We start from the raw sequence: 17,826 nt of genomic DNA, 5'->3' as shown, positions 1-17,826 counted from the left end.
AAAACTGTTGACAAAATCTTATCCACAAATGTAGTGCCGAACATAAATTCGACCCAATATGTTGTGAGTGCAAAAATTAGCCTGTGGATAACTTTGTTAATAACTTAAAAAAGGATGTGCAAAAGAAGTGAATATTAAAATTATTGTTGTGGGAAAGTTAAAAGAAAAATATTTGAAACAGGGGATAGCAGAATACTCGAAAAGATTGTCAAAATTTTGTAAGTTCCAAATTATTGAAGTTCCAGATGAAAAAGCACCCGAAAGTTTAAGCGATGCTCAAATGAATGAAGTTAAAGTTAAGGAAGGAGAACGTATTTTAGGTAAAATTAAAGATCGAGACTATGTTTTTACCCTAGAAATCAAAGGAAAAGAACGCTCTTCTGAAGAATTATCAGCAGAGATGGCTAAATTAGCTACTTATGGAAACTCTGATATCACATTTGTGATCGGGGGTTCGTTAGGTCTTAGTGATGCAGTAATGAAACGTTCTAATTCCGCCATTTCATTTGGGCGCTTTACTCTACCGCACCAATTGATGCGACTAGTGTTAACTGAGCAAATTTATCGTTCGTTTATGATTCAGGCGGGAAGTCCGTATCATAAATAATCAAAAACACTTACCAAGTTTGTCTTGGTAAGTGTTTTTTGTTTAAACATAATTATGAACGGATTTAATGTATTATGATGTTTTTTTCATCAGTAAGGTTAGAAATTCTCTGAAATTTAAAATACTATTTTGTTTGCTAAATATTATTTATGGTAATACCTAAGCCAGGTACTGTAATAAATGATATTTCCCAAGAAACCCATAAGGATAAGCCACCCAGAAATGATAGTCAGAGCAGTATATATATCTAAAGTAAAAAGATTAATTAGAGGAATTGCTAGCAATAACAAGAATGCAGCGGCCGTGTAGAAACATAAAAGTATTGAGTGAATTTTATAAATAATGGATCGTTCACGTTCATCTTCAACAAAAACAAGTGCGCTATTGGACTTGATGTGAAGCCTTTTACGATAAGTTGCTGAAGTTATCTGAATCACAAATAAAGAAATAAAGTAGACTATATCGAATGTTATTTGCGACATATCTAGTATGCCAAGAAAATTTGCATAAAAAAGAGCAAGAAGTAATAAAAGTATATTGAGTTCCCAAAAATTAAAACGAATAAAACGAGCAGATTTTGTCATGGTTAATCCTCCTCTTATTGTTCAAATACAAATAATTCATCTACAGTTGTTTGTAGGATATGCGCTAGATTGAAAGTTAGCGCTAAGGAGGGATCGTATTTATCGTTCTCAATGGCGTTGATAGTTTGGCGTGTAACGTGAGTAAGTTGCGCGACTTCGGCTTGAGATAATTTAAGTTTTTTACGCCGGACCGCAATGCTATTTTCCAAAATAACGTCCTCCTAAGTGTAAAATGTTTTTTACATTTAAAGTAAAACATGTTTTACATTTTAAGTCAATAAAACATTTTAAAAAGGGTATGAATGATATAATTTATTTATCGGAGGTTGTTTAATGATGGTACTTACATTGAAAGATTTTGAGCAAACTTATTTTTATAAGACGGAATTAATACAGTTATGTAAAGTTTACGGATTACCGACCTATGGGACTAAAGCGGAGTTAAACAAATACTTAACGTTATATTTATCTGGAACTCCGGCCTGCGATATTAAAGTAAATAGAAAACATACCACTAGTAGAAATAAGACAAAAATCACATTAGAAACAAAGATTCTGGGAGAAGGATTTAGTTTTAATCAAGAGGCAAGAAAACTCTTCGCAGAATATTTTGGTAAAGAAAAGTTTTCATTTAAGAAAGAAATGGCCGTTATTAAACGACAAGCTGAACATAACGGTGAGACCAAAATGACTGTGCGTGATTTATTGGAAAGATATCAAGAGATGGTTGGGCAAGGTAATGTACTAAGGGAGACAGCAGAAGAAGCAACGTATCAATGGAATAATTTTGTGAGGGATTTCTGTAAGAGTTCAGAAAGTCAGAATTATCATCAGAAATTAAAAGTGGCGGCCATTCTATGGGAAAAAGTTAAAAATTCTAAAAACGATAAAAAATTTGAAGCTAGTTTGGTACAAAAGTATGAGAAAAATATTTCAAATTATATGAACAAATAAAAAACGCCTTTTTAGGCGTTTTTTATTTATCCTAACCATTTTCCCACAATTGGAAATTTGCCTTGCAACCAGACAAATGGTCGGGTCTTAATGATACGTTGGTGAGTTTCAGGTGAAGCTTTTTTTACAGAGATTAAAGCGAGAATGAAGAATGGAGAAGCTGGTATAACTGGTAGCGCTAAGCCGATTATTCCTAGGACAGTATTGAAGAAGGCAGAGGTTAGCCAAAAAAATCGTGTGATTATGAAAGTCATTTAGTCATCTCCTTAAGGATATAAGTTAGCATGTTTTAGTAAACTAAACGAGCAAAATGGATGAGCTTTTAAAGTTACTTAAGAATATTAAATGAATTTTTAGACAATTTGGCTTATAATGGGCGCTAAATATTTGAATGATACGGGCAGAAAAATAAGATTGATAATTTTAACTTCAGATGAAGTTAAAGTGGGGTGAGAGGTGATGAAAAAACCGAAGGCACTAGTACGCGGTGATAAAGTAGCGATCGTGAGTCTATCCAGTGGAGTATTGGGTGAGAGCTTTGCTGAACACGAATTGAAGCAAGGAATACAAAGACTAAAAGAATTTGGTTTACAACCAATCATTATGAAAAATGCTTGTCGAGGGATTGAATACTTAAAATGTCATCCAGAGGCCAGAGCTGCTGATCTCAAACAAGCTTTTATGACAGCCGATATTAAAGGAATTATTTGTGCAATTGGTGGAGATGATACTTATCGTTTAGTGCCATATTTGATGGAAGATGAAGAATTTATTAGGGCAGTTCAGGCGCATCCTAAAATTTTTACGGGCTTTTCAGATACGACGATCAATCATTTAATGCTAAATAAACTGGGGCTAATAACGTATTATGGTCCAAACCTATTGAATGATTTAGGCGAGCTAGATAGGCAGATGTTGCCTTATACACGAGCAACTTTTGCTAGCTATTTGAAAAACGAAAACCCAGTCGAAATTAAATCTAGCCCAATTTGGTATGATGAACGGGTCGATTTCTCGATAAAAGCACTGAACACACCACGCGTTAAACATGATGAAAAACATGGTTACCTTGTACTTCGTGGAAAAGGGAAAGTTACAGGAAAATTATTCGGCGGTTGTTTGAATAGTTTGGGTAAATGTGTCTTAGGTGAAGGTCACTCTGATCAACCAGCTATTATTCAAAAATATGGCCTATTACCTGAACCCGAAAAATGGTTAGGAAAAATTCTGTTTATTGAAACAAGTGAAGAGAAGCCTACGCCAAAAGAGTATCGAAAATTATTAGAAACCCTAGATCAGTTTGGAATTATATCTAAAGTTTCAGCTATAATTGTTGGAAAGCCACAAGATGAAATCTATTTTAACGAATATCAAAAAATATTACTTGAGGTAACAGCGATTTATCAAACTCCAATTATGTTTAACTTAAATTTTGGGCATGCTTATCCCCGAACAGTAATACCCTACAATTTAGAAGCTACCGTCGATTTTGATGAAAGAACTTTAACAGTCCAAGAATCCTTGTTCAACTAAAAAAATCCGCCTTTAAAAGGCGGATTTTTAATTATCTGACGATGATATTGCCATCGGAACTAGTGAAAGAATAATGAGTTTTCTGAAATCCTTGATGATAGTAATTTGTATTTTTACCAAAAATTTTAACGTGTCCGTCGTCGCTATCTGCATTAATTGCTAAATTACGGGAATCCTTCAGAGTAGTATGAATATCACCATCACTAGTACGACCGGTTAAAGATTCTGAAATACTAAGCCGATTTAAGTTCAGATCGCCGTCATCACTAACTAACTTAAGCTGTTTGAAGTCAGAATCATTAAGTTCAAGATCGCCATCTGAAGTTAAAATTTTTGATGAGCCCTTAATGAATTTTGAGTCATTAATAGTAACATCGCCATCACTGCTATCATAAGCAAGACTTGCTGCTGAAACTTGTCGTAATTCTAAATCAGAGTAACCACTAACTTGGAGTTCGTCTTTAACGTTAACTTTGTGCAAATCAACATCTTCATTTGAAGATAGATGGATTTGGTTGAAGTTCAAATCAGTAATAGAAACTGTACCACTAGTGTTACAAATTAACTTGTTAAGTTTACTAGTACTTGGTACATAAATAGTAATCGTAGACGGTGCAAAGTTTCCAAGTCCTAGATTAAAGGTAAAACCATTTCTTGAATTATCGTTAATAGAAAGTTGATGGTTGGTTGCTTGGTAATCAAGGGTATTGGTTCCTCGATAAGTGACTTTAATTTGGGATCCAGCGTAAGGCTTAATTTGAACATCATCATCGGCGTTAATTTTTAAATTATGAACTTCTTTGAAGGTAGCATGTTTGATTGAAGTATCTTCGATTTTGAATCCACCATCATGCCAAATTAAATTATGATCGCCATGATGTAAGATGCCTAATCCTAAAAGGACGGCTCCTAAAATGGTGATGATAATCCCCGAAATAAGTGTTTTTTTCATTACCGATCACCTCTTTTTTCTGTTCTTCTTGTGACAATCTTGGTGTATAACCATCTGAAGAAAAGGGAAGTCCCGTGAAGAATTAACATTAATATCCATCGGATAAATGGAATTAAAATTAAATATATCCCAATCACTAACAAACCAAAACCGATGTAATAAATACCAGTCCAAAAAGATGTTGCCAAAAGAGTTAGACCAATAATAAAAATAATAATAGCGATAATGCCAAAGATAGTGAAAGCCAATCCAACTCCAAGAATTGCAACAACCATCCCAAAAATAACACCAAATATGGCCATAAATAAGCCTAGCGCTAGAGGAATTGTAATAGGGGTAGAGAAAATAGCCAGGATAATCAACCAAATGGTTTTAACATCCTGCCGTGGACGTTTAAAATCCGACGATTCGGGTTCAGATTGTTCACCAGCTTTAATAGAATAGTCTGCTAAGATTTTCCGCGCTAATTGTTTAGGTGTTCCTAATGAAGAAACTGCTTGTTGATAGCTTACCAAGCCACTATCTTGTAAATATTCGCTATAAAACTCAATCACGTCAGACCGTTCTGCGCGCGTGAGCGGAGATAAATGGGACTCTAATTCTTCAATGTAATCATTCATTCAAATCACCCCTTGAAACTAGTTTATCAATCCTATTTTTGAAGGTAATCCATTCTGCTTGAATTTCAGCCAAACGAACTTTACCTGCTTGAGTTATCTTGTAATACCTTCGATTACGTCCTTGATAGGGTTCATCATAGGTTGTTAAATAATTATTCTTTTTTAAACGGCGTAAGACAGGATACATGGTTGATTCGGAAATCGGAAAGTCTGCTTGAACTTTCTGTGTCAGAGCATAACCATAGTAATCTCCATGATTTAATATTCCCAAAACGCTACCGTCTAGCAATTCGGTTGGAATTTGGATTGCCATATGCTCACCTCCATAATACTATATCTCATATAGTATTATAAATGATTAAAATAGTAAAGAAAACCCCCAAGCTTATTTACAAGCTTGGGGGTTGAAGTTCAATTTAACGTAAAATTCGTTGGATATCGCGAGCAATCATTAATTCCTCATTAGTTGGCACAACGAGAACTTGAACCGCATCAGTTACTTGATTAATCTGTTGTTCTTTACCACGTACATTATTACGCTCAACATCAGCATTAATGCCGAAGTAGGTAAGTTGTTCCATAATGCGTTCTCGCATTGCAATTCCATTTTCACCACAGCCAGCAGTGAAAATCAGAGCATCTAATCCACCAAGTTCAGCCACATAGCTACCAATAAAACGGACTACGCGGTTAATGAACATTTCCAATGCTAACTTAGCTTGAGGATTAGAATTTTCGGCATCTTCCAAGTCCCGTTGATCAGGAGATAATTGGGAAATTCCTAATAATCCTGATTTTTGATTTAGAATATCAATCACTTCGTTAACACTAATCCCTAATTTTTCAGCTAGAAAACCGACCAGTGATGGATCTAAATCTCCCGATCGAGTCGCCATCATTACCCCGCCTAAGGGAATGAATCCCATAGAGGTATCGATTACATGTCCTTGATTAAAGGCCGTAATTGATGAACCGGAACCGAGATGACACGTAATCATTTTCAAATCGCTTAAATCTTTTTTTAGAAGATCTGCTGCCCGATTGGCGACATACCGATGACTGGTCCCGTGCGCACCATATTTACGAATCCCTAAGTCTGTGTAGTATTCGTAAGGGATGGGATAGAGGCAGTTAACTTTCGGCATATCAGCGTATAACGAAGTGTCGAAAACCGCCACTTGACGAACATCTGGCAGGAGCTGTTTAAAAATTTCAATGTAGCGGGCCTGAACCGGGTTATGAAGTGGGGCATATTCAGCTAAATTGTGGATTTCGGCTAAAACTTCATCATCGATTAAAACCGAGTCTTTAAAGTGTTCGCCCCCTGCGACAACTCGATGTCCAATTCCAGTAATCTCACGTAAATGCTTGACTAGTCCATGATCCTTAAGGAAAGAAAGCAGCATGGTAACCGCTAAATCATAGGTGATTGAAGGTTTTACTACTTTATAAGGATCATGATGGGGGCGTTTAACCATAAAAACGGAGTTGGGAAGATTGATTCGGTCAATCAATCCAGTTGCGATTACTGTTTCATCAGGAATCGAAAACAACTTCCATTTCAGAGTTGAACTGCCCGCACTAATAACTAAGTCTTTTTTCATGAGATATTCCTCGCTAACATGTGTAGATTTATTGGAAATTAGTTTTTGTATCCGCTTACAATTATACCGGATTTCCAACAAAAATACTTAACTATCGATAATAGTTTTTGCGTTAATGAATTCACGAATACCTAAATCGCTAAGTTCACGTCCGTAACCAGAGAATTTAACTCCACCAAATGGGAACTGAGGATATGAAGTTAGTAATTGATTAATGGCAACTTGGCCTGTTTCAATCTTCGAAGCTACTCGTTCAGCTTGTTCTAAGTCTTCGGAAAATACGGTCCCACCTAGTCCGTGTTGAGAAGCGTTAGCAACTTCAATCGCTTCTTCTTCATCCTTAACCTTGTAAACTTGAGCAACTGGACCAAATAGTTCCTGATCATACATCGGGTTATCTGATTTCATACCACTAATGATGAGAGGATAAAAGCCGGCACCAGGGCCTTTAATAGGCGTGTTGTTACCCCAAAGTAGTTTAGCACCACCGGCTAAGGCCATGTCCACTTGTTTTCTTAGTTTTTCTTGAGCAGACTTGGATGAAAGTGGCGCCAAAGTTGTTTCGGGATCTAGTGGGTCTCCCAACCGACGTTTTGCAAATTGCTGGCTAAGACCTTCAAGAAAGGCGTCATAAACATCTTCTTGGACGATAAAACGTTTAGCAGCCGTGCAGACTTGTCCAGCATTGCTAAGACGAGCTTTAGCAGCAACTTCAATTGCTTTTTTCAAATCAGCGTCTTTCAAGACAACAAAGGCATCAGTTCCGCCTAATTCCATGGTTGATTTTTTTAAATTTGCTCCTGCTTCGGACGCAATCTTTTTACCAACCCCTTCAGAGCCAGTTAAAGCAACACCTTGAACCCGATGATCACTGATGATTTGACTAACTTGGTCGTAATTGATAAATAAATTTTTAAATGCTCCCGTTGGAATACCAACCTTCAAGGTCGCGTCCTCGAAGGCTTGAGCACATTCGGGAATGATACTAGGGTCTTTTAGTAAGACAGGGTTTCCCGCAATAAAATTAGGAGCAAAGACCCGCATAATTTGAGCATACGGGAAGTTCCAAGGTTCAATCATAAAGACTGCTCCAATCGATTGGTACTCGACGTGGGCTTTAACCCCTGGAGCATCGTGATACTCAACGTCTGCCAAAGCTGCTGCTCCATTTTTAGCATAGTATTCTGCAAAATCAGAGGTCTTTTGAACTTCAGCTTGAGATTCCTTAAACAACTTTCCCATGTTAGTTGTAATAAGGCGAGCGTAATGGTCAATGTTATTTTTAAACTCATCGGCTAGCTCTTGAAGTTTTTCGGCTCTTTTTTCAATGGGTTGAGTTTTTGCAAATTGATAAAAAATATCAGCATTCTTCAAAGCAACTTCGACTTCTTGGTCGGTTGTATTGGGAAATGTGCGAATTAATTGTCCGTCGTACGGATTTACTGAATGATATGCCATATAAAAGTCTCCTTTTCTAGATATGGTTCTATTGTGCAAAAGAATACGCTTTCATTCAAGTGATAAAGCTTAAATTGGTAAAATTCAATATTTGAGAAATACAGCACATTTTATAGAGTGGTTAGAATAAAGTGAAGGTTCAGATTTGCAAAATAAATTATCTTAGCGTAGACTACAGAGCGAAAACTGAATAGATTTCTTCGGGGCAGGGTGTAATTCCCGACCGACGGTAACAACCAAGGGTTGAAGTCCGTGACCCGCGAGTAGCGGTGGACCTAGTGAGAGTCTAGGACCGACAGTATAGTCTGGATGGGAGAAGAAACGTTATTTAAATTTCGTACTCTTTTGTACGCTTTTTGGCGTACATGCTCGTATGGAGTCTTATTTAGCTATCAAAAATCATGCCCCGCACAAATTTTGTGTGGGGCTTTTTTCGTGGGGTGATTTTGATTAGTGAACAAGATTATATGAATTTAGCTTTCGAAATGGCAGAGAAAGGGAAGTATCAAACGTGGACGAATCCTTTAGTGGGAGCGGTAATCGTTAAGAACAACGTGGTTTTAGCTAAAGGGTATCACCACCAGTTTGGAGCCGCTCATGCTGAAATTGATGCTTTGCAGCACTTAGATGATCTAAAACAAGCTAGAGGTGCTACGATGTACGTCAGCCTAGAGCCGTGCAGTCACTTTGGTAAGACGCCTCCTTGTGCTAAAAAGTTAGCTGAAGTAGGTATTAAAGCAGTTGTAGTTGGTCAAAAAGATCCGAATCCATTAGTCGCGGGTCGAGGACTTCAAATTTTAAGGGATGCTGGAATTGAAATAAAAGTTTTAAACCAAACTGGAGGATTAAATGTTAAATACAATTTTTTCTATCAGCATCAGCGTCCGTATGTAAATGTAAAGTATGCCATGACTTTGGATGGAAAAATTAACCAGCAGGCCAACCAACGCAGCATTATTACTGGTAAAGAAGCCTATCAAGACAGCCAGCAATTACGGGCAGAATATCAAGCAATTTTGGTTGGTGAAAACACATTAAAAGTTGATCATCCCCAATTAACAGTCCGCCAAATCGCTGTTTATCAGCAACCTTGGCGAATGGTTTTGATAAGAGATGTAGATCAACTTAAAGTCGAAGATTATGCGTTTTTTAAAACAGCAGATCCAATCTTATTACTTACTTCATCCGTAACTCGACGACAGTGGCCGAATAACGTAGAAGTGATTTCTGATCGGTGGACCCCCAATAAAATCCTAACGCTACTGGCTAAACGAGGGATTCAAAGTGTTTTAGTTGAAGGTGGGAGTCAAATTCACGCCGAGTTTTTAGCAAGCGGTCTGGTGGATGAAATTAATGTCTATCTTGCACCACGTATTTACGGAGCGACGGGGTTACCAGCGATATTTAACCCTACTCAATTACCATATCAATCGAATGCATATCAGTTAGTTGAAAAAATGGAATTGGGGCCAGATATGAAATTTAGACTGAGGAGAGTATAGATGTTTACTGGAATAATTAAAGCAAAAGGCATTATCAGCCAGATTAAACGCAATCAAGCAACCGCGCAAATTATGATTGCCACACCGATGACCCACCAAATTCATAGCAAAATTGGAGATAGCATTGCCATCAATGGGATTTGTTTAACGATTACTAGCATTTTAAACGAAGGATTTACCGTCGAAGTAATGCCCGAAACAACCCATCGAACGAGCCTTGCGAATATGAAAGATGGAATGGAGGTTAATCTAGAACCGGCTTTGCTAGCCACAGACCGCTTAGATGGTCATTTTGTTTTGGGACATGTAGATACAACGGCCAAATTAGTTAACAGGATGTTAAATGAAAATTCAATCGTCCTAACCTTTGAAATTAATCCTGACTATATAGATTACGTGGTCGAAAAGGGCTCGATCACCATCGATGGAGTGAGTTTAACGGTTTCAGCGGTGGAGAAGCAACTGTTTGAAGTTAGTTTGATTCCACATACCTTACAAGTAACCACGCTAGGTAATTTAAAGGCTAATGATGTTGTGAATGTTGAAACTGATATTTTAGGAAAATACATTTTAAACGAAAATCGTGGTGTAAATAATGAAAAATAGAATAATCGAAAAAATTGAAAATGCTCTACAAACTTTGAAAAATGGCGGCCTCATTATCATAACGGACGATGAAAATCGTGAAAGTGAAGGAGACATGGTGGGGTTGGCCGAATATGTTACCCCAAAAGCAGTCAATACGATGGTTACCAATGCTCGAGGACTGTTGTGCGTACCGATGAGTGCGGAGATAGCTCAAAAATTGGGATTATCACCAATGGTTACTAATGCGGAAGATGCTTTTGGAACGGCGTTTACCATCAGTACCGATGCTAAAACCACTAAAACAGGGATTTCAGCTTTTGACCGCGCTAAAACCATTCAAAAGTTAGCGGATCCCCAAGCTAAATTTAGTGAATTTTATCATCCAGGGCATGTCTTTCCCCTAATTGCTGAAGAAGGTGGGGTGCTAGCAAGAGGTGGGCATACTGAAGCGGCAGTTGATCTGGCTAAGTTAGCTGGAGTTCGGCCAGTAGCCTACATTACGGAAGTTTTGAAAAAAGACGGCACAATGGCCCGTCGAAACACCCTTAAATCCTTGGCCGAAGGAATGCAAATGCCACTATTAACCATTGAAGAAATTAAAATATATCGTTATATGAAAGATGCTGGAATAGTTAAATCGGTTGCGAAAGTCCATTTACCTACTAAATATGGGGAATTTGAGATGGAAGCTTTTGATACGGGGGCTGGGCAGGAACCAACTTTACTTTTAACTAAAGGAAGTCTATCTGAAGTTCAACCCTTGTTACTTCGAATCCACTCCGAATGTTTAACTGGTGATATTTTTGGTTCCAAGCGATGTGATTGTGGTGAGCAATTAGAACGTTCCTTAAAGGAAATCCAAAGCCGTGGAAGAGGAGCTTTGTTGTATTTACGTCAAGAGGGTAGAGGAATTGGTCTTGCTAATAAATTAAAGGCTTATGAACTTCAAGAGCAAGGGATGGATACAGTTGAAGCTAATCTGAAGTTAGGATTTCAAGCTGACGAACGGCATTATGGAGTAGCTGCTGCAATTCTAAGAAAAAAAGGAATCACGAAAGTTAATTTACTAACCAATAATCCTGACAAGATTAAACAATTAGAAACGTTGGGTATCAAGGTAGAGGAGCGAGTGACAATCCAAATCCCAGCACGCCCCGAAAATCGAAGCTATTTAAAAGTTAAAAAAGAAAAAATGCATCATTTATTGAAAGGAATGGATTAAATGACAGAATATTTAGGTACTTTTAATGGAAGTAAACTTAAAATCGCGATCATAGTAGCGCGTTTTAATGATTTAGTGACAAAGCGTTTACTGGATGGGGCTTTTCAAACTTTAGCTCAAAATGGAGTTTCCAAGGAAGATATCGATATTTATTGGGTACCTGGAGCGTTTGAAATTCCACGCGTAGCTCAAAAAATAAGCCAGAAAGGTAATGTAGATGGAATAATTACTTTAGGAGCAGTCGTTCGAGGTGAAACATCGCATTATGAATCGGTTTGTTCAGGAGTAACAAGTGGAATCGCTCAAATAGCGTTAGAAGGAAAAGTACCGGTGATGTTTGGAGTGCTCATGACAGAAAATATGGAACAGGCTCTTAATCGAGCGGGTGGTAAAGCCGGAAATAAGGGTAGTGAATGTGCAACGGGGCTACTGGAAATGATTGATATTGAGCAAACAATAGATAGGGAATAGTGATACAAGGATTTAATGGTTGTTCAAAAAAGCGGTCTACGGAGGTTGAAACCAATATTTTTTTGAAAAACTTTAGTCCTTTAGACCACGGTAAATTTAAATATGTAGTTTTTTCTTAAAATAGCGCTTTCAAAAACCGATAATAGGTATATACCAATTTTAATTTTTATAAAATAAGCCCTATAAAGCGGATTATACCAATAATTTACGCTTGAAATAGCGTTTCCACTAACATAGAATTGGATTATCGCATTTATTCAATATTCTATTTGGAGGTATTATTCATGAAAGCATATTTGCAACGCATGGGTCGTTCTTTACAACTTCCCGTAGCCGTTTTGCCTGCCGCCGCTTTGTTGGTTGGTATTGGTAACTGGTGGGCTTCTTACAGTAATGACGTAGTTGCTCATTTCTTACAAGCCGGTGGTAACGCTGTTTTAGGTCAACTACCGCTATTATTTGCCGTTGGTTTAGCCCTCGGGATGTCTGTCGATCAATCTGGGGCTGCTGCCCTCGCTGGGTTAGTTGCCTTTGAGCTACCGGTCAATGTATTAAAGCCTGAATCGGTTGCTACATTAATGAACATCAAACCTACAGCCGTTGATGCTTCGTTTGCTCAAATTGGAAATGTATTTATCGGTATTATCGCTGGTTTGATTGCTGCAGCATTATACAATCGATTCCACGAAACAAAATTACCGATGGCTCTTTCCTTCTTTAGTGGTAAGCGTTTAGTACCAATTATGGCTGCCCTTGTTATGCTACTTGTCAGTGTAGTGTTACTATTTGTTTGGCCACCAGTTTACGGCGCTCTCGTTGCGTTTGCTAAGTTTATCTTGAACTTAGGCTGGGTTGGTGCTGGATTGTACGGTTTCTTCAACCGTCTCCTTATCCCAACTGGTTTACATCAAGCTTTGAATTCCGTATTCTGGTTTGACGTGGCTGGGATTAATGATATTGGTAAATTCTTGGCTTCTCAAGGTACAAAGGGTGTTACAGGTATGTACCAAGCTGGATTCTTCCCAATCATGATGTTTGGACTTCCAGCCGGAGCTTACGCTATTTACAAAAATGCTCGTCCTGAAAACAAAGCAACTACAGCATCATTGATGTTAGCTGCTGCATTTGCTTCATTCTTCACCGGTGTTACAGAACCACTTGAATTCTCATTTATGTTTGTTGCATGGCCTCTATACGTATTGCACGCAATCTTTACTGGTCTTTCACTCGCATTTGCGGCATTTATGCATTGGACAGCTGGTTTTGCATTCAGTGCCGGTTTAGTTGATTATGTGCTTAGTTTGAAGAACCCGATCGCTAACCAACCATTATGGTTAATTGTTCAAGGCCTCGTAATGGCTGTAATTTACTATTTTGGTTTCGATTTTGCGATTAAGAAATTCCATTTGATGACCCCAGGTCGCGAAGAATTAGCTGAGGACGATGGTGTTGAAGAAGTTGCAACTAATGATTCAGATGATAAGTATACTGTTCAAGCTAAAAAGATCTACGCTGCTCTAGGCGGTTCAGACAACTTACAAGTCGTGGACAACTGTACAACACGTCTTCGTCTTAAATTGAATGATACAGATAATATTAATGAAAATGCAATCAAACGCAGTGGTGCTGCAGGATTGAATAAGATTGATAAGAATAATCTACAAATTATTATTGGTACTGAAGTTCAATTCGTTTCAGATGCACTTGCAAAATTAGAGAATGCTAAGGCCCCAATTTCTTCAGTGAAGACTGCTGATGAAACAGCTTCAACAGAAGAAACGGTTGCTGATGGTATTAAACGGGATGTTACGGAAGAGTTCTATAGTGTTGCTAATGGACAATACATGGATATTGAGGAAGTTCCTGATGACACGTTTGCTCAAAAGATGTTGGGTGACGGATATGCTATTAATCCTACTGATGGAACGATTACTGCTCCAGTTGATGGAACAATTACATCAGTATTCCCTACTAAACATGCAATTGGTTTCAAGACAGATGCTGGTTTAGAAATCCTTCTTCATATGGGAATCGACACTGTTGAATTAAATGGTGCTCCATTCGATGTTAAGGTAGAAGATGGACAAACGGTTAAACATGGTGACGTTGTAGCTAAAGTTGACTTAGACGCAATTAAAAATGCGGGTAAGCAGACACCAATGATCGTCATCGTTACGAACATGGATGCAGTTCGGGTGATGAAGTTCAAAGGTAATGCATTAGTTACACCAGAATCCTTAGTTCTTAAAACAACTACTAAGTAAAATAAGTGAAGCAAAATCCTCTAAATCAACTACAATTGATTTGGGGGATTTTGTTTTCTAATAAAATTGGAGGTAGGGTAGGATAGCATGGTTGAAAAAGTTGTAGTTATCAATACGGGAATGGTTGGTATTTTACAGACGTCAAATGGGGCAGGACCCGTAGTGGAAGCGATGCTCGATTCGAGGTTGGTGAATAAACTAAAAAAGGCGCTCGTAAAGGTGGGAATTGTAGACGTGGATGTTGTTACTGGCGAAGTTGAAGAACTTTCAAAGTTTGCGTCAGATCCTAAAATATTAATTGCAATTAATAAACAAGTGTTGCAAACTAGCTCGCCTAAAATTGATCAAACGACAATTACGAACTTAGTCACTTATAGTAATGGTGAGGTTAGCGACCTTGTAACAAAAATTGAGCAAAAAATTAAGTTAAATTGAAGTTAAAGAGAGCCTTACAAGTAGTTACTTGTAAGGCTCTTTTTTCATAAATCGTAAACAAATTATTGTTGAACAATACCAGCCTTGGATAGAATCTCAAGTGATTCCGTCATTAAAGGAACTAGGCGAGCACGGTCTTCTGAAGAAAGGGCACTAAGGGTTTTATCCAATCTATTGGCAACCCGAAGAAATTGCTGCGCCATTAAATCACTACCTTCTTTGTCGGGGTAAACATTAACGTTACGCCGATTTTCCGTGTTGTGGACCCTTTTGATCATGTGTAGATCTTCTAATTTGCTAACGCTCCGACTTAATTGTGGTTTAGAAATACCGACTCTTTTAGCCAATTCAGACATGGAGGTACCAGGATTACCTAAAATATCCATTAAAATCATAAAATTCAAAGGCGATATTTTAATAGTTTCATCGTTAAAATAGCTAAAAATAGTTTGAGCAAGTGTGCCGAATAATTGCGCGGTTACTTTGACGTTTTCTGGTAACTGATCCCATTCTGATTGGTAAGGTTTATTATCCATTGGGTAGTTCACCTCCTATAAATATTTATATAACGTTATTATAGCACATTAATTTAACTTTGATTAATGGTTGACAATTGTTAACTATTGTCTATAATTAACATAACCAAGTGAAAAAGGAAGTAGCGTATATGTTAGAGTTAAAACATCTAAAGAAATACTATAAGGTCGGTGAAACAACCACCAAAGCCCTTGATGACGTTTCTGTTTCTTTCCGTAATCAAGAATTTGTAGCAATCTTAGGACCTTCTGGTTCTGGTAAGACCACTATGCTGAATATGATAGGCGGTTTAGATCGCTATGATTCTGGTAATTTGGTTATTGAAGGAAAATCAACCGACGACTTTAAAGATTCAGATTGGGATGCCTACCGCAATAATTCTGTAGGATTTATTTTCCAATCGTACAATATTATTGGTCATCTTTCGATTATTGATAACGTTGAGATGGGGATGACTTTATCAGGCATGAGTGGAGAAGAAAAGAAGCGCCGTGCTAAAGATGCTTTAATTCGAGTTGGTTTAGAGAAGCATATGAACAAGCGACCTAACCAACTATCGGGTGGTCAGATGCAACGAGTAGCTATCGCCCGAGCCATTGCCAATGATCCAGAAATTCTGCTTGCTGATGAACCAACTGGAGCTCTTGATTCAGAGACTTCAGATGAAATCATGCAATTAATTAAAGAACTATCTAAAGAACGTCTGGTAGTAATGGTTACTCATAATCCAGAATTGGCTCGCCAATATGCTGACCGAATTATTGAATTTGCTGATGGTAAAATCCAAACAGATTCCAACCCTTATAATGGGCATGATGAAGTGACCAACTTTAAGCTTAAACATACTAAGATGAGTTATTGGACAGCTTTGAAACTTTCTTTTAAGAATATTATGACTAAAAAAGGTCGGACATTCTTGACGGTTTTTGCTTCCTCGATTGGAATTATCAGTATTGCGATTGTTTTGGCCTTATCAAATGGTTTCCAGAAACAAATTGACCAAACCCAAAGTGATACGATGGCTTCTATGCCGGTTTCAATTGGGGCCGTTGCTTCAGATTCAAGTGCAGCAATGACGGACAGTCAAAACAGTAGCTTCTCCAAACATAAGTATGTGGAAGCTGATTTGAGTAAATCGGATAAAGCCCAACACGTAAATAAAATAGATTCGAAGTACCTAGATTACGTCAAGAAAATGCCTAAAAAATACACTAAAAATATTGCGGTTACTTACAGTACCGGAATGAATTTAATTAGCCAAAAAGATGGTAAATGGCAAACGGTTAAGTTTAGTAATGCTGATCCCGATGCTAAGACAGTAGATACAAGTTCAATGATGGCTTCTGTTACAGGTGTGGGTGGCTCAGTTTATCCCATTGATCGTGATGGAAATCAAAGCTTCTTAAAGAAGAATTATCACGTTTTATCTGGAAGTTATCCAAAGAAGGCTACTGATGTTGTTTTAATTGCGGATCGCGATAATAAGATTAGCATCTCAGCTTTAAAGAACTTTGGAATTACAGCTAAAACTAACCAAAAATTTGATTACAATCAATTGATCGGTAAAACGGCCAAATTGGTAACTAATAATACTTACTATAAAAAATTGCCAACTGGTAACTATGTTCCTAGTGATAGGTATGCATCAATGGCGAATGCTAAAGATACTAAAACGCTAAAAGTTGTCGGTATCTTACGGGTGAAATCTAAGAATAGCGATGGCTTATTATCCAACGGAATCGCCTACAGTGATCAATTAACCAAATCCGTTTACGAAGATAATAAAGATTCTGATATTGTAAAAGCTCAAGCAGCTAGCAAAAAGAATATCATGACTGGTGAAACAATGGATGCTTCTACCAAAAACCAGATGCTAACGATGTTGGGTGGTAGTGAAACACCAAGTACTATCCAAATTTATCCAAGTAACTTTAAGAAGAAGGACCGGGTCTTAGACTACCTCGATAAATATAATGATGGCAAGAAAAAAGCGGATCAAATTGTATATACGGATATGGCCGGTAGTATTTCAAAACTGACTGGTGGAATGATGGATGCCATTACGTACGTCTTGGTGGCTTTTACAGGAATTTCGTTAGTTACATCAATGATTATGATTGCAATTATCACATACACGTCTGTAATTGAAAGAACTAAAGAAATCGGTGTATTGAAAGCTCTAGGAGCACGTAAGAAAGATATTACCCGTGTCTTTGATGCAGAGACGGCCATCTTAGGGATTGGGTCAGGACTTTTCGGAATTGTGGTAGCTTGGTTATGTACTTTCCCAATTAATGTCGTACTGGAAAAGATGACTGGTTTAAGTGGAGTCTCTCAATTAAATCCAGTTCATGCCATTCTCTTAGTCATAGTTAGTGCTGTGTTAACTATTTTAGGTGGACATATTCCAGCTAGAATGGCTGCTAAAAAAGATGCAGCAATTGCTTTAAGAACTGAATAACTTTAGTAAAAAAACGTTTCTTGAGAAAACTCTC

General features: G+C 37.6%; 19 protein-coding genes and 1 riboswitch. Of the genes, 10 read left to right on the top strand and 9 right to left on the bottom strand.

The window, feature by feature from the left end:
• Nucleotides 1–127: 127 nt before the first annotated feature.
• Nucleotides 128–607, top strand: a complete 480-nt coding sequence (rlmH, locus tag PEPE_RS08900) for a 23S rRNA (pseudouridine(1915)-N(3))-methyltransferase RlmH (RefSeq protein ID WP_011673917.1) — start codon at nucleotides 128–130, stop codon at nucleotides 605–607.
• A gap of 143 nt (nucleotides 608–750) precedes the next feature.
• On the opposite strand, the gene PEPE_RS08895 is transcribed toward rlmH, so the two are convergent.
• Nucleotides 751–1,191: a hypothetical protein gene (locus PEPE_RS08895; RefSeq protein ID WP_011673916.1), complete on the bottom strand. Its 441-nt coding sequence runs from the start codon at nucleotides 1,189–1,191 to the stop codon at nucleotides 751–753.
• A 14-nt stretch (nucleotides 1,192–1,205) separates the two neighbouring features.
• On the bottom strand, nucleotides 1,206–1,400 hold the full coding sequence (locus PEPE_RS08890; RefSeq protein WP_011673915.1) for a helix-turn-helix transcriptional regulator: 195 nt from the start codon (nucleotides 1,398–1,400) through the stop codon (nucleotides 1,206–1,208).
• A gap of 124 nt (nucleotides 1,401–1,524) precedes the next feature.
• Between PEPE_RS08890 and PEPE_RS08885 the strand changes: the two genes are divergently transcribed.
• The gene (locus PEPE_RS08885; protein WP_011673914.1) at nucleotides 1,525–2,145 is read left to right on the top strand and encodes an SAP domain-containing protein; all 621 of its coding nucleotides are present in this window, start codon (nucleotides 1,525–1,527) and stop codon (nucleotides 2,143–2,145) included.
• A 26-nt stretch (nucleotides 2,146–2,171) separates the two neighbouring features.
• On the opposite strand, the gene PEPE_RS08880 is transcribed toward PEPE_RS08885, so the two are convergent.
• Nucleotides 2,172–2,399 (bottom strand): DUF454 family protein, encoded by a 228-nt coding sequence (locus tag PEPE_RS08880; RefSeq protein WP_011673913.1) that lies wholly within the window; start codon nucleotides 2,397–2,399, stop codon nucleotides 2,172–2,174.
• A gap of 205 nt (nucleotides 2,400–2,604) precedes the next feature.
• Between PEPE_RS08880 and PEPE_RS08875 the strand changes: the two genes are divergently transcribed.
• Nucleotides 2,605–3,678 (top strand): S66 family peptidase, encoded by a 1,074-nt coding sequence (locus PEPE_RS08875; RefSeq protein ID WP_011673912.1) that lies wholly within the window; start codon nucleotides 2,605–2,607, stop codon nucleotides 3,676–3,678.
• A gap of 31 nt (nucleotides 3,679–3,709) precedes the next feature.
• On the opposite strand, the gene PEPE_RS08870 is transcribed toward PEPE_RS08875, so the two are convergent.
• From PEPE_RS08870 to PEPE_RS08850, 5 genes are all read right to left on the bottom strand, one after another.
• Nucleotides 3,710–4,630: a DUF4097 domain-containing protein gene (locus tag PEPE_RS08870; protein WP_011673911.1), complete on the bottom strand. Its 921-nt coding sequence runs from the start codon at nucleotides 4,628–4,630 to the stop codon at nucleotides 3,710–3,712.
• On the bottom strand, nucleotides 4,630–5,250 hold the full coding sequence (locus PEPE_RS08865) for a DUF1700 domain-containing protein (protein WP_011673910.1): 621 nt from the start codon (nucleotides 5,248–5,250) through the stop codon (nucleotides 4,630–4,632). The genes PEPE_RS08870 and PEPE_RS08865 overlap by 1 nt, the downstream gene beginning before the upstream one ends.
• Complete coding sequence (locus PEPE_RS08860) at nucleotides 5,243–5,563, bottom strand: PadR family transcriptional regulator (protein ID WP_002833836.1); 321 nt, start codon at nucleotides 5,561–5,563, stop codon at nucleotides 5,243–5,245. The genes PEPE_RS08865 and PEPE_RS08860 overlap by 8 nt, the downstream gene beginning before the upstream one ends.
• A gap of 103 nt (nucleotides 5,564–5,666) precedes the next feature.
• Nucleotides 5,667–6,854, bottom strand: coding sequence for an acetate/propionate family kinase (locus PEPE_RS08855; protein ID WP_011673909.1), 1,188 nt, complete (start codon nucleotides 6,852–6,854; stop codon nucleotides 5,667–5,669).
• 87 nt (nucleotides 6,855–6,941) lie between these two features.
• A complete protein-coding gene (locus PEPE_RS08850) occupies nucleotides 6,942–8,312 on the bottom strand; it encodes an NAD-dependent succinate-semialdehyde dehydrogenase (RefSeq protein WP_002833834.1) in 1,371 nt (456 codons plus the stop codon).
• Nucleotides 8,313–8,504: 192 nt separating this feature from the next.
• A riboswitch (FMN riboswitch) is annotated at nucleotides 8,505–8,637 on the top strand.
• A gap of 115 nt (nucleotides 8,638–8,752) precedes the next feature.
• Here PEPE_RS08850 and ribD point away from each other — a divergent pair.
• The 6 genes from ribD to PEPE_RS08820 all read left to right on the top strand — a co-directional run bounded on the left by ribD (nucleotide 8,753) and on the right by PEPE_RS08820 (nucleotide 14,794).
• Nucleotides 8,753–9,814, top strand: a complete 1,062-nt coding sequence (ribD, locus tag PEPE_RS08845) for a bifunctional diaminohydroxyphosphoribosylaminopyrimidine deaminase/5-amino-6-(5-phosphoribosylamino)uracil reductase RibD (RefSeq protein WP_011673908.1) — start codon at nucleotides 8,753–8,755, stop codon at nucleotides 9,812–9,814.
• Complete coding sequence (locus PEPE_RS08840) at nucleotides 9,815–10,420, top strand: riboflavin synthase (RefSeq protein ID WP_011673907.1); 606 nt, start codon at nucleotides 9,815–9,817, stop codon at nucleotides 10,418–10,420.
• Nucleotides 10,410–11,624 carry a bifunctional 3,4-dihydroxy-2-butanone-4-phosphate synthase/GTP cyclohydrolase II gene (locus PEPE_RS08835; RefSeq protein ID WP_011673906.1) on the top strand — a complete coding sequence of 405 codons (1,215 nt, stop codon included), beginning with the start codon at nucleotides 10,410–10,412 and terminating at the stop codon, nucleotides 11,622–11,624. The genes PEPE_RS08840 and PEPE_RS08835 overlap by 11 nt, the downstream gene beginning before the upstream one ends.
• The gene (ribH, locus tag PEPE_RS08830) at nucleotides 11,625–12,095 is read left to right on the top strand and encodes a 6,7-dimethyl-8-ribityllumazine synthase (protein WP_011673905.1); all 471 of its coding nucleotides are present in this window, start codon (nucleotides 11,625–11,627) and stop codon (nucleotides 12,093–12,095) included.
• Between the two features lie 284 nt (nucleotides 12,096–12,379).
• Nucleotides 12,380–14,359: an N-acetylglucosamine-specific PTS transporter subunit IIBC gene (gene nagE / locus PEPE_RS08825; protein ID WP_011673904.1), complete on the top strand. Its 1,980-nt coding sequence runs from the start codon at nucleotides 12,380–12,382 to the stop codon at nucleotides 14,357–14,359.
• Nucleotides 14,360–14,446: 87 nt separating this feature from the next.
• Nucleotides 14,447–14,794 (top strand): hypothetical protein, encoded by a 348-nt coding sequence (locus tag PEPE_RS08820; RefSeq protein ID WP_002833828.1) that lies wholly within the window; start codon nucleotides 14,447–14,449, stop codon nucleotides 14,792–14,794.
• A 62-nt stretch (nucleotides 14,795–14,856) separates the two neighbouring features.
• On the opposite strand, the gene PEPE_RS08815 is transcribed toward PEPE_RS08820, so the two are convergent.
• Nucleotides 14,857–15,330, bottom strand: a complete 474-nt coding sequence (locus PEPE_RS08815; RefSeq protein WP_002833827.1) for a MarR family winged helix-turn-helix transcriptional regulator — start codon at nucleotides 15,328–15,330, stop codon at nucleotides 14,857–14,859.
• A 131-nt stretch (nucleotides 15,331–15,461) separates the two neighbouring features.
• Here PEPE_RS08815 and PEPE_RS08810 point away from each other — a divergent pair, with 131 nt between their 5' ends.
• Nucleotides 15,462–17,792, top strand: a complete 2,331-nt coding sequence (locus PEPE_RS08810) for an ABC transporter ATP-binding protein/permease (protein WP_011673903.1) — start codon at nucleotides 15,462–15,464, stop codon at nucleotides 17,790–17,792.
• The last annotated feature ends 34 nt before the right edge of the window (nucleotides 17,793–17,826 follow it).

This window comes from Pediococcus pentosaceus ATCC 25745 (genome assembly GCF_000014505.1).
Taxonomy (GTDB): domain Bacteria; phylum Bacillota; class Bacilli; order Lactobacillales; family Lactobacillaceae; genus Pediococcus; species Pediococcus pentosaceus.
The sequence above is the reverse complement of the archived record's forward strand: the minus strand, read 5'-3'. Positions and strand labels throughout refer to the sequence as shown.

Coding starts and splice junctions, on each gene's coding strand:
- PEPE_RS08885 (WP_011673914.1), top strand. CDS start 1,525: ATGATGGTACTTACATTGAAAGATTTTGAGCAAACTTATTTTTATAAG.
- PEPE_RS08895 (WP_011673916.1), bottom strand. CDS start 1,191: ATGACAAAATCTGCTCGTTTTATTCGTTTTAATTTTTGGGAACTCAAT.
- nagE (WP_011673904.1), top strand. CDS start 12,380: ATGAAAGCATATTTGCAACGCATGGGTCGTTCTTTACAACTTCCCGTA.
- PEPE_RS08880 (WP_011673913.1), bottom strand. CDS start 2,399: ATGACTTTCATAATCACACGATTTTTTTGGCTAACCTCTGCCTTCTTC.
- PEPE_RS08855 (WP_011673909.1), bottom strand. CDS start 6,854: ATGAAAAAAGACTTAGTTATTAGTGCGGGCAGTTCAACTCTGAAATGG.
- PEPE_RS08815 (WP_002833827.1), bottom strand. CDS start 15,330: ATGGATAATAAACCTTACCAATCAGAATGGGATCAGTTACCAGAAAAC.
- PEPE_RS08810 (WP_011673903.1), top strand. CDS start 15,462: ATGTTAGAGTTAAAACATCTAAAGAAATACTATAAGGTCGGTGAAACA.
- ribH (WP_011673905.1), top strand. CDS start 11,625: ATGACAGAATATTTAGGTACTTTTAATGGAAGTAAACTTAAAATCGCG.
- PEPE_RS08835 (WP_011673906.1), top strand. CDS start 10,410: ATGAAAAATAGAATAATCGAAAAAATTGAAAATGCTCTACAAACTTTG.
- PEPE_RS08865 (WP_011673910.1), bottom strand. CDS start 5,250: ATGAATGATTACATTGAAGAATTAGAGTCCCATTTATCTCCGCTCACG.
- PEPE_RS08870 (WP_011673911.1), bottom strand. CDS start 4,630: ATGAAAAAAACACTTATTTCGGGGATTATCATCACCATTTTAGGAGCC.
- PEPE_RS08820 (WP_002833828.1), top strand. CDS start 14,447: ATGGTTGAAAAAGTTGTAGTTATCAATACGGGAATGGTTGGTATTTTA.
- PEPE_RS08860 (WP_002833836.1), bottom strand. CDS start 5,563: ATGGCAATCCAAATTCCAACCGAATTGCTAGACGGTAGCGTTTTGGGA.
- PEPE_RS08875 (WP_011673912.1), top strand. CDS start 2,605: ATGAAAAAACCGAAGGCACTAGTACGCGGTGATAAAGTAGCGATCGTG.
- PEPE_RS08840 (WP_011673907.1), top strand. CDS start 9,815: ATGTTTACTGGAATAATTAAAGCAAAAGGCATTATCAGCCAGATTAAA.
- PEPE_RS08850 (WP_002833834.1), bottom strand. CDS start 8,312: ATGGCATATCATTCAGTAAATCCGTACGACGGACAATTAATTCGCACA.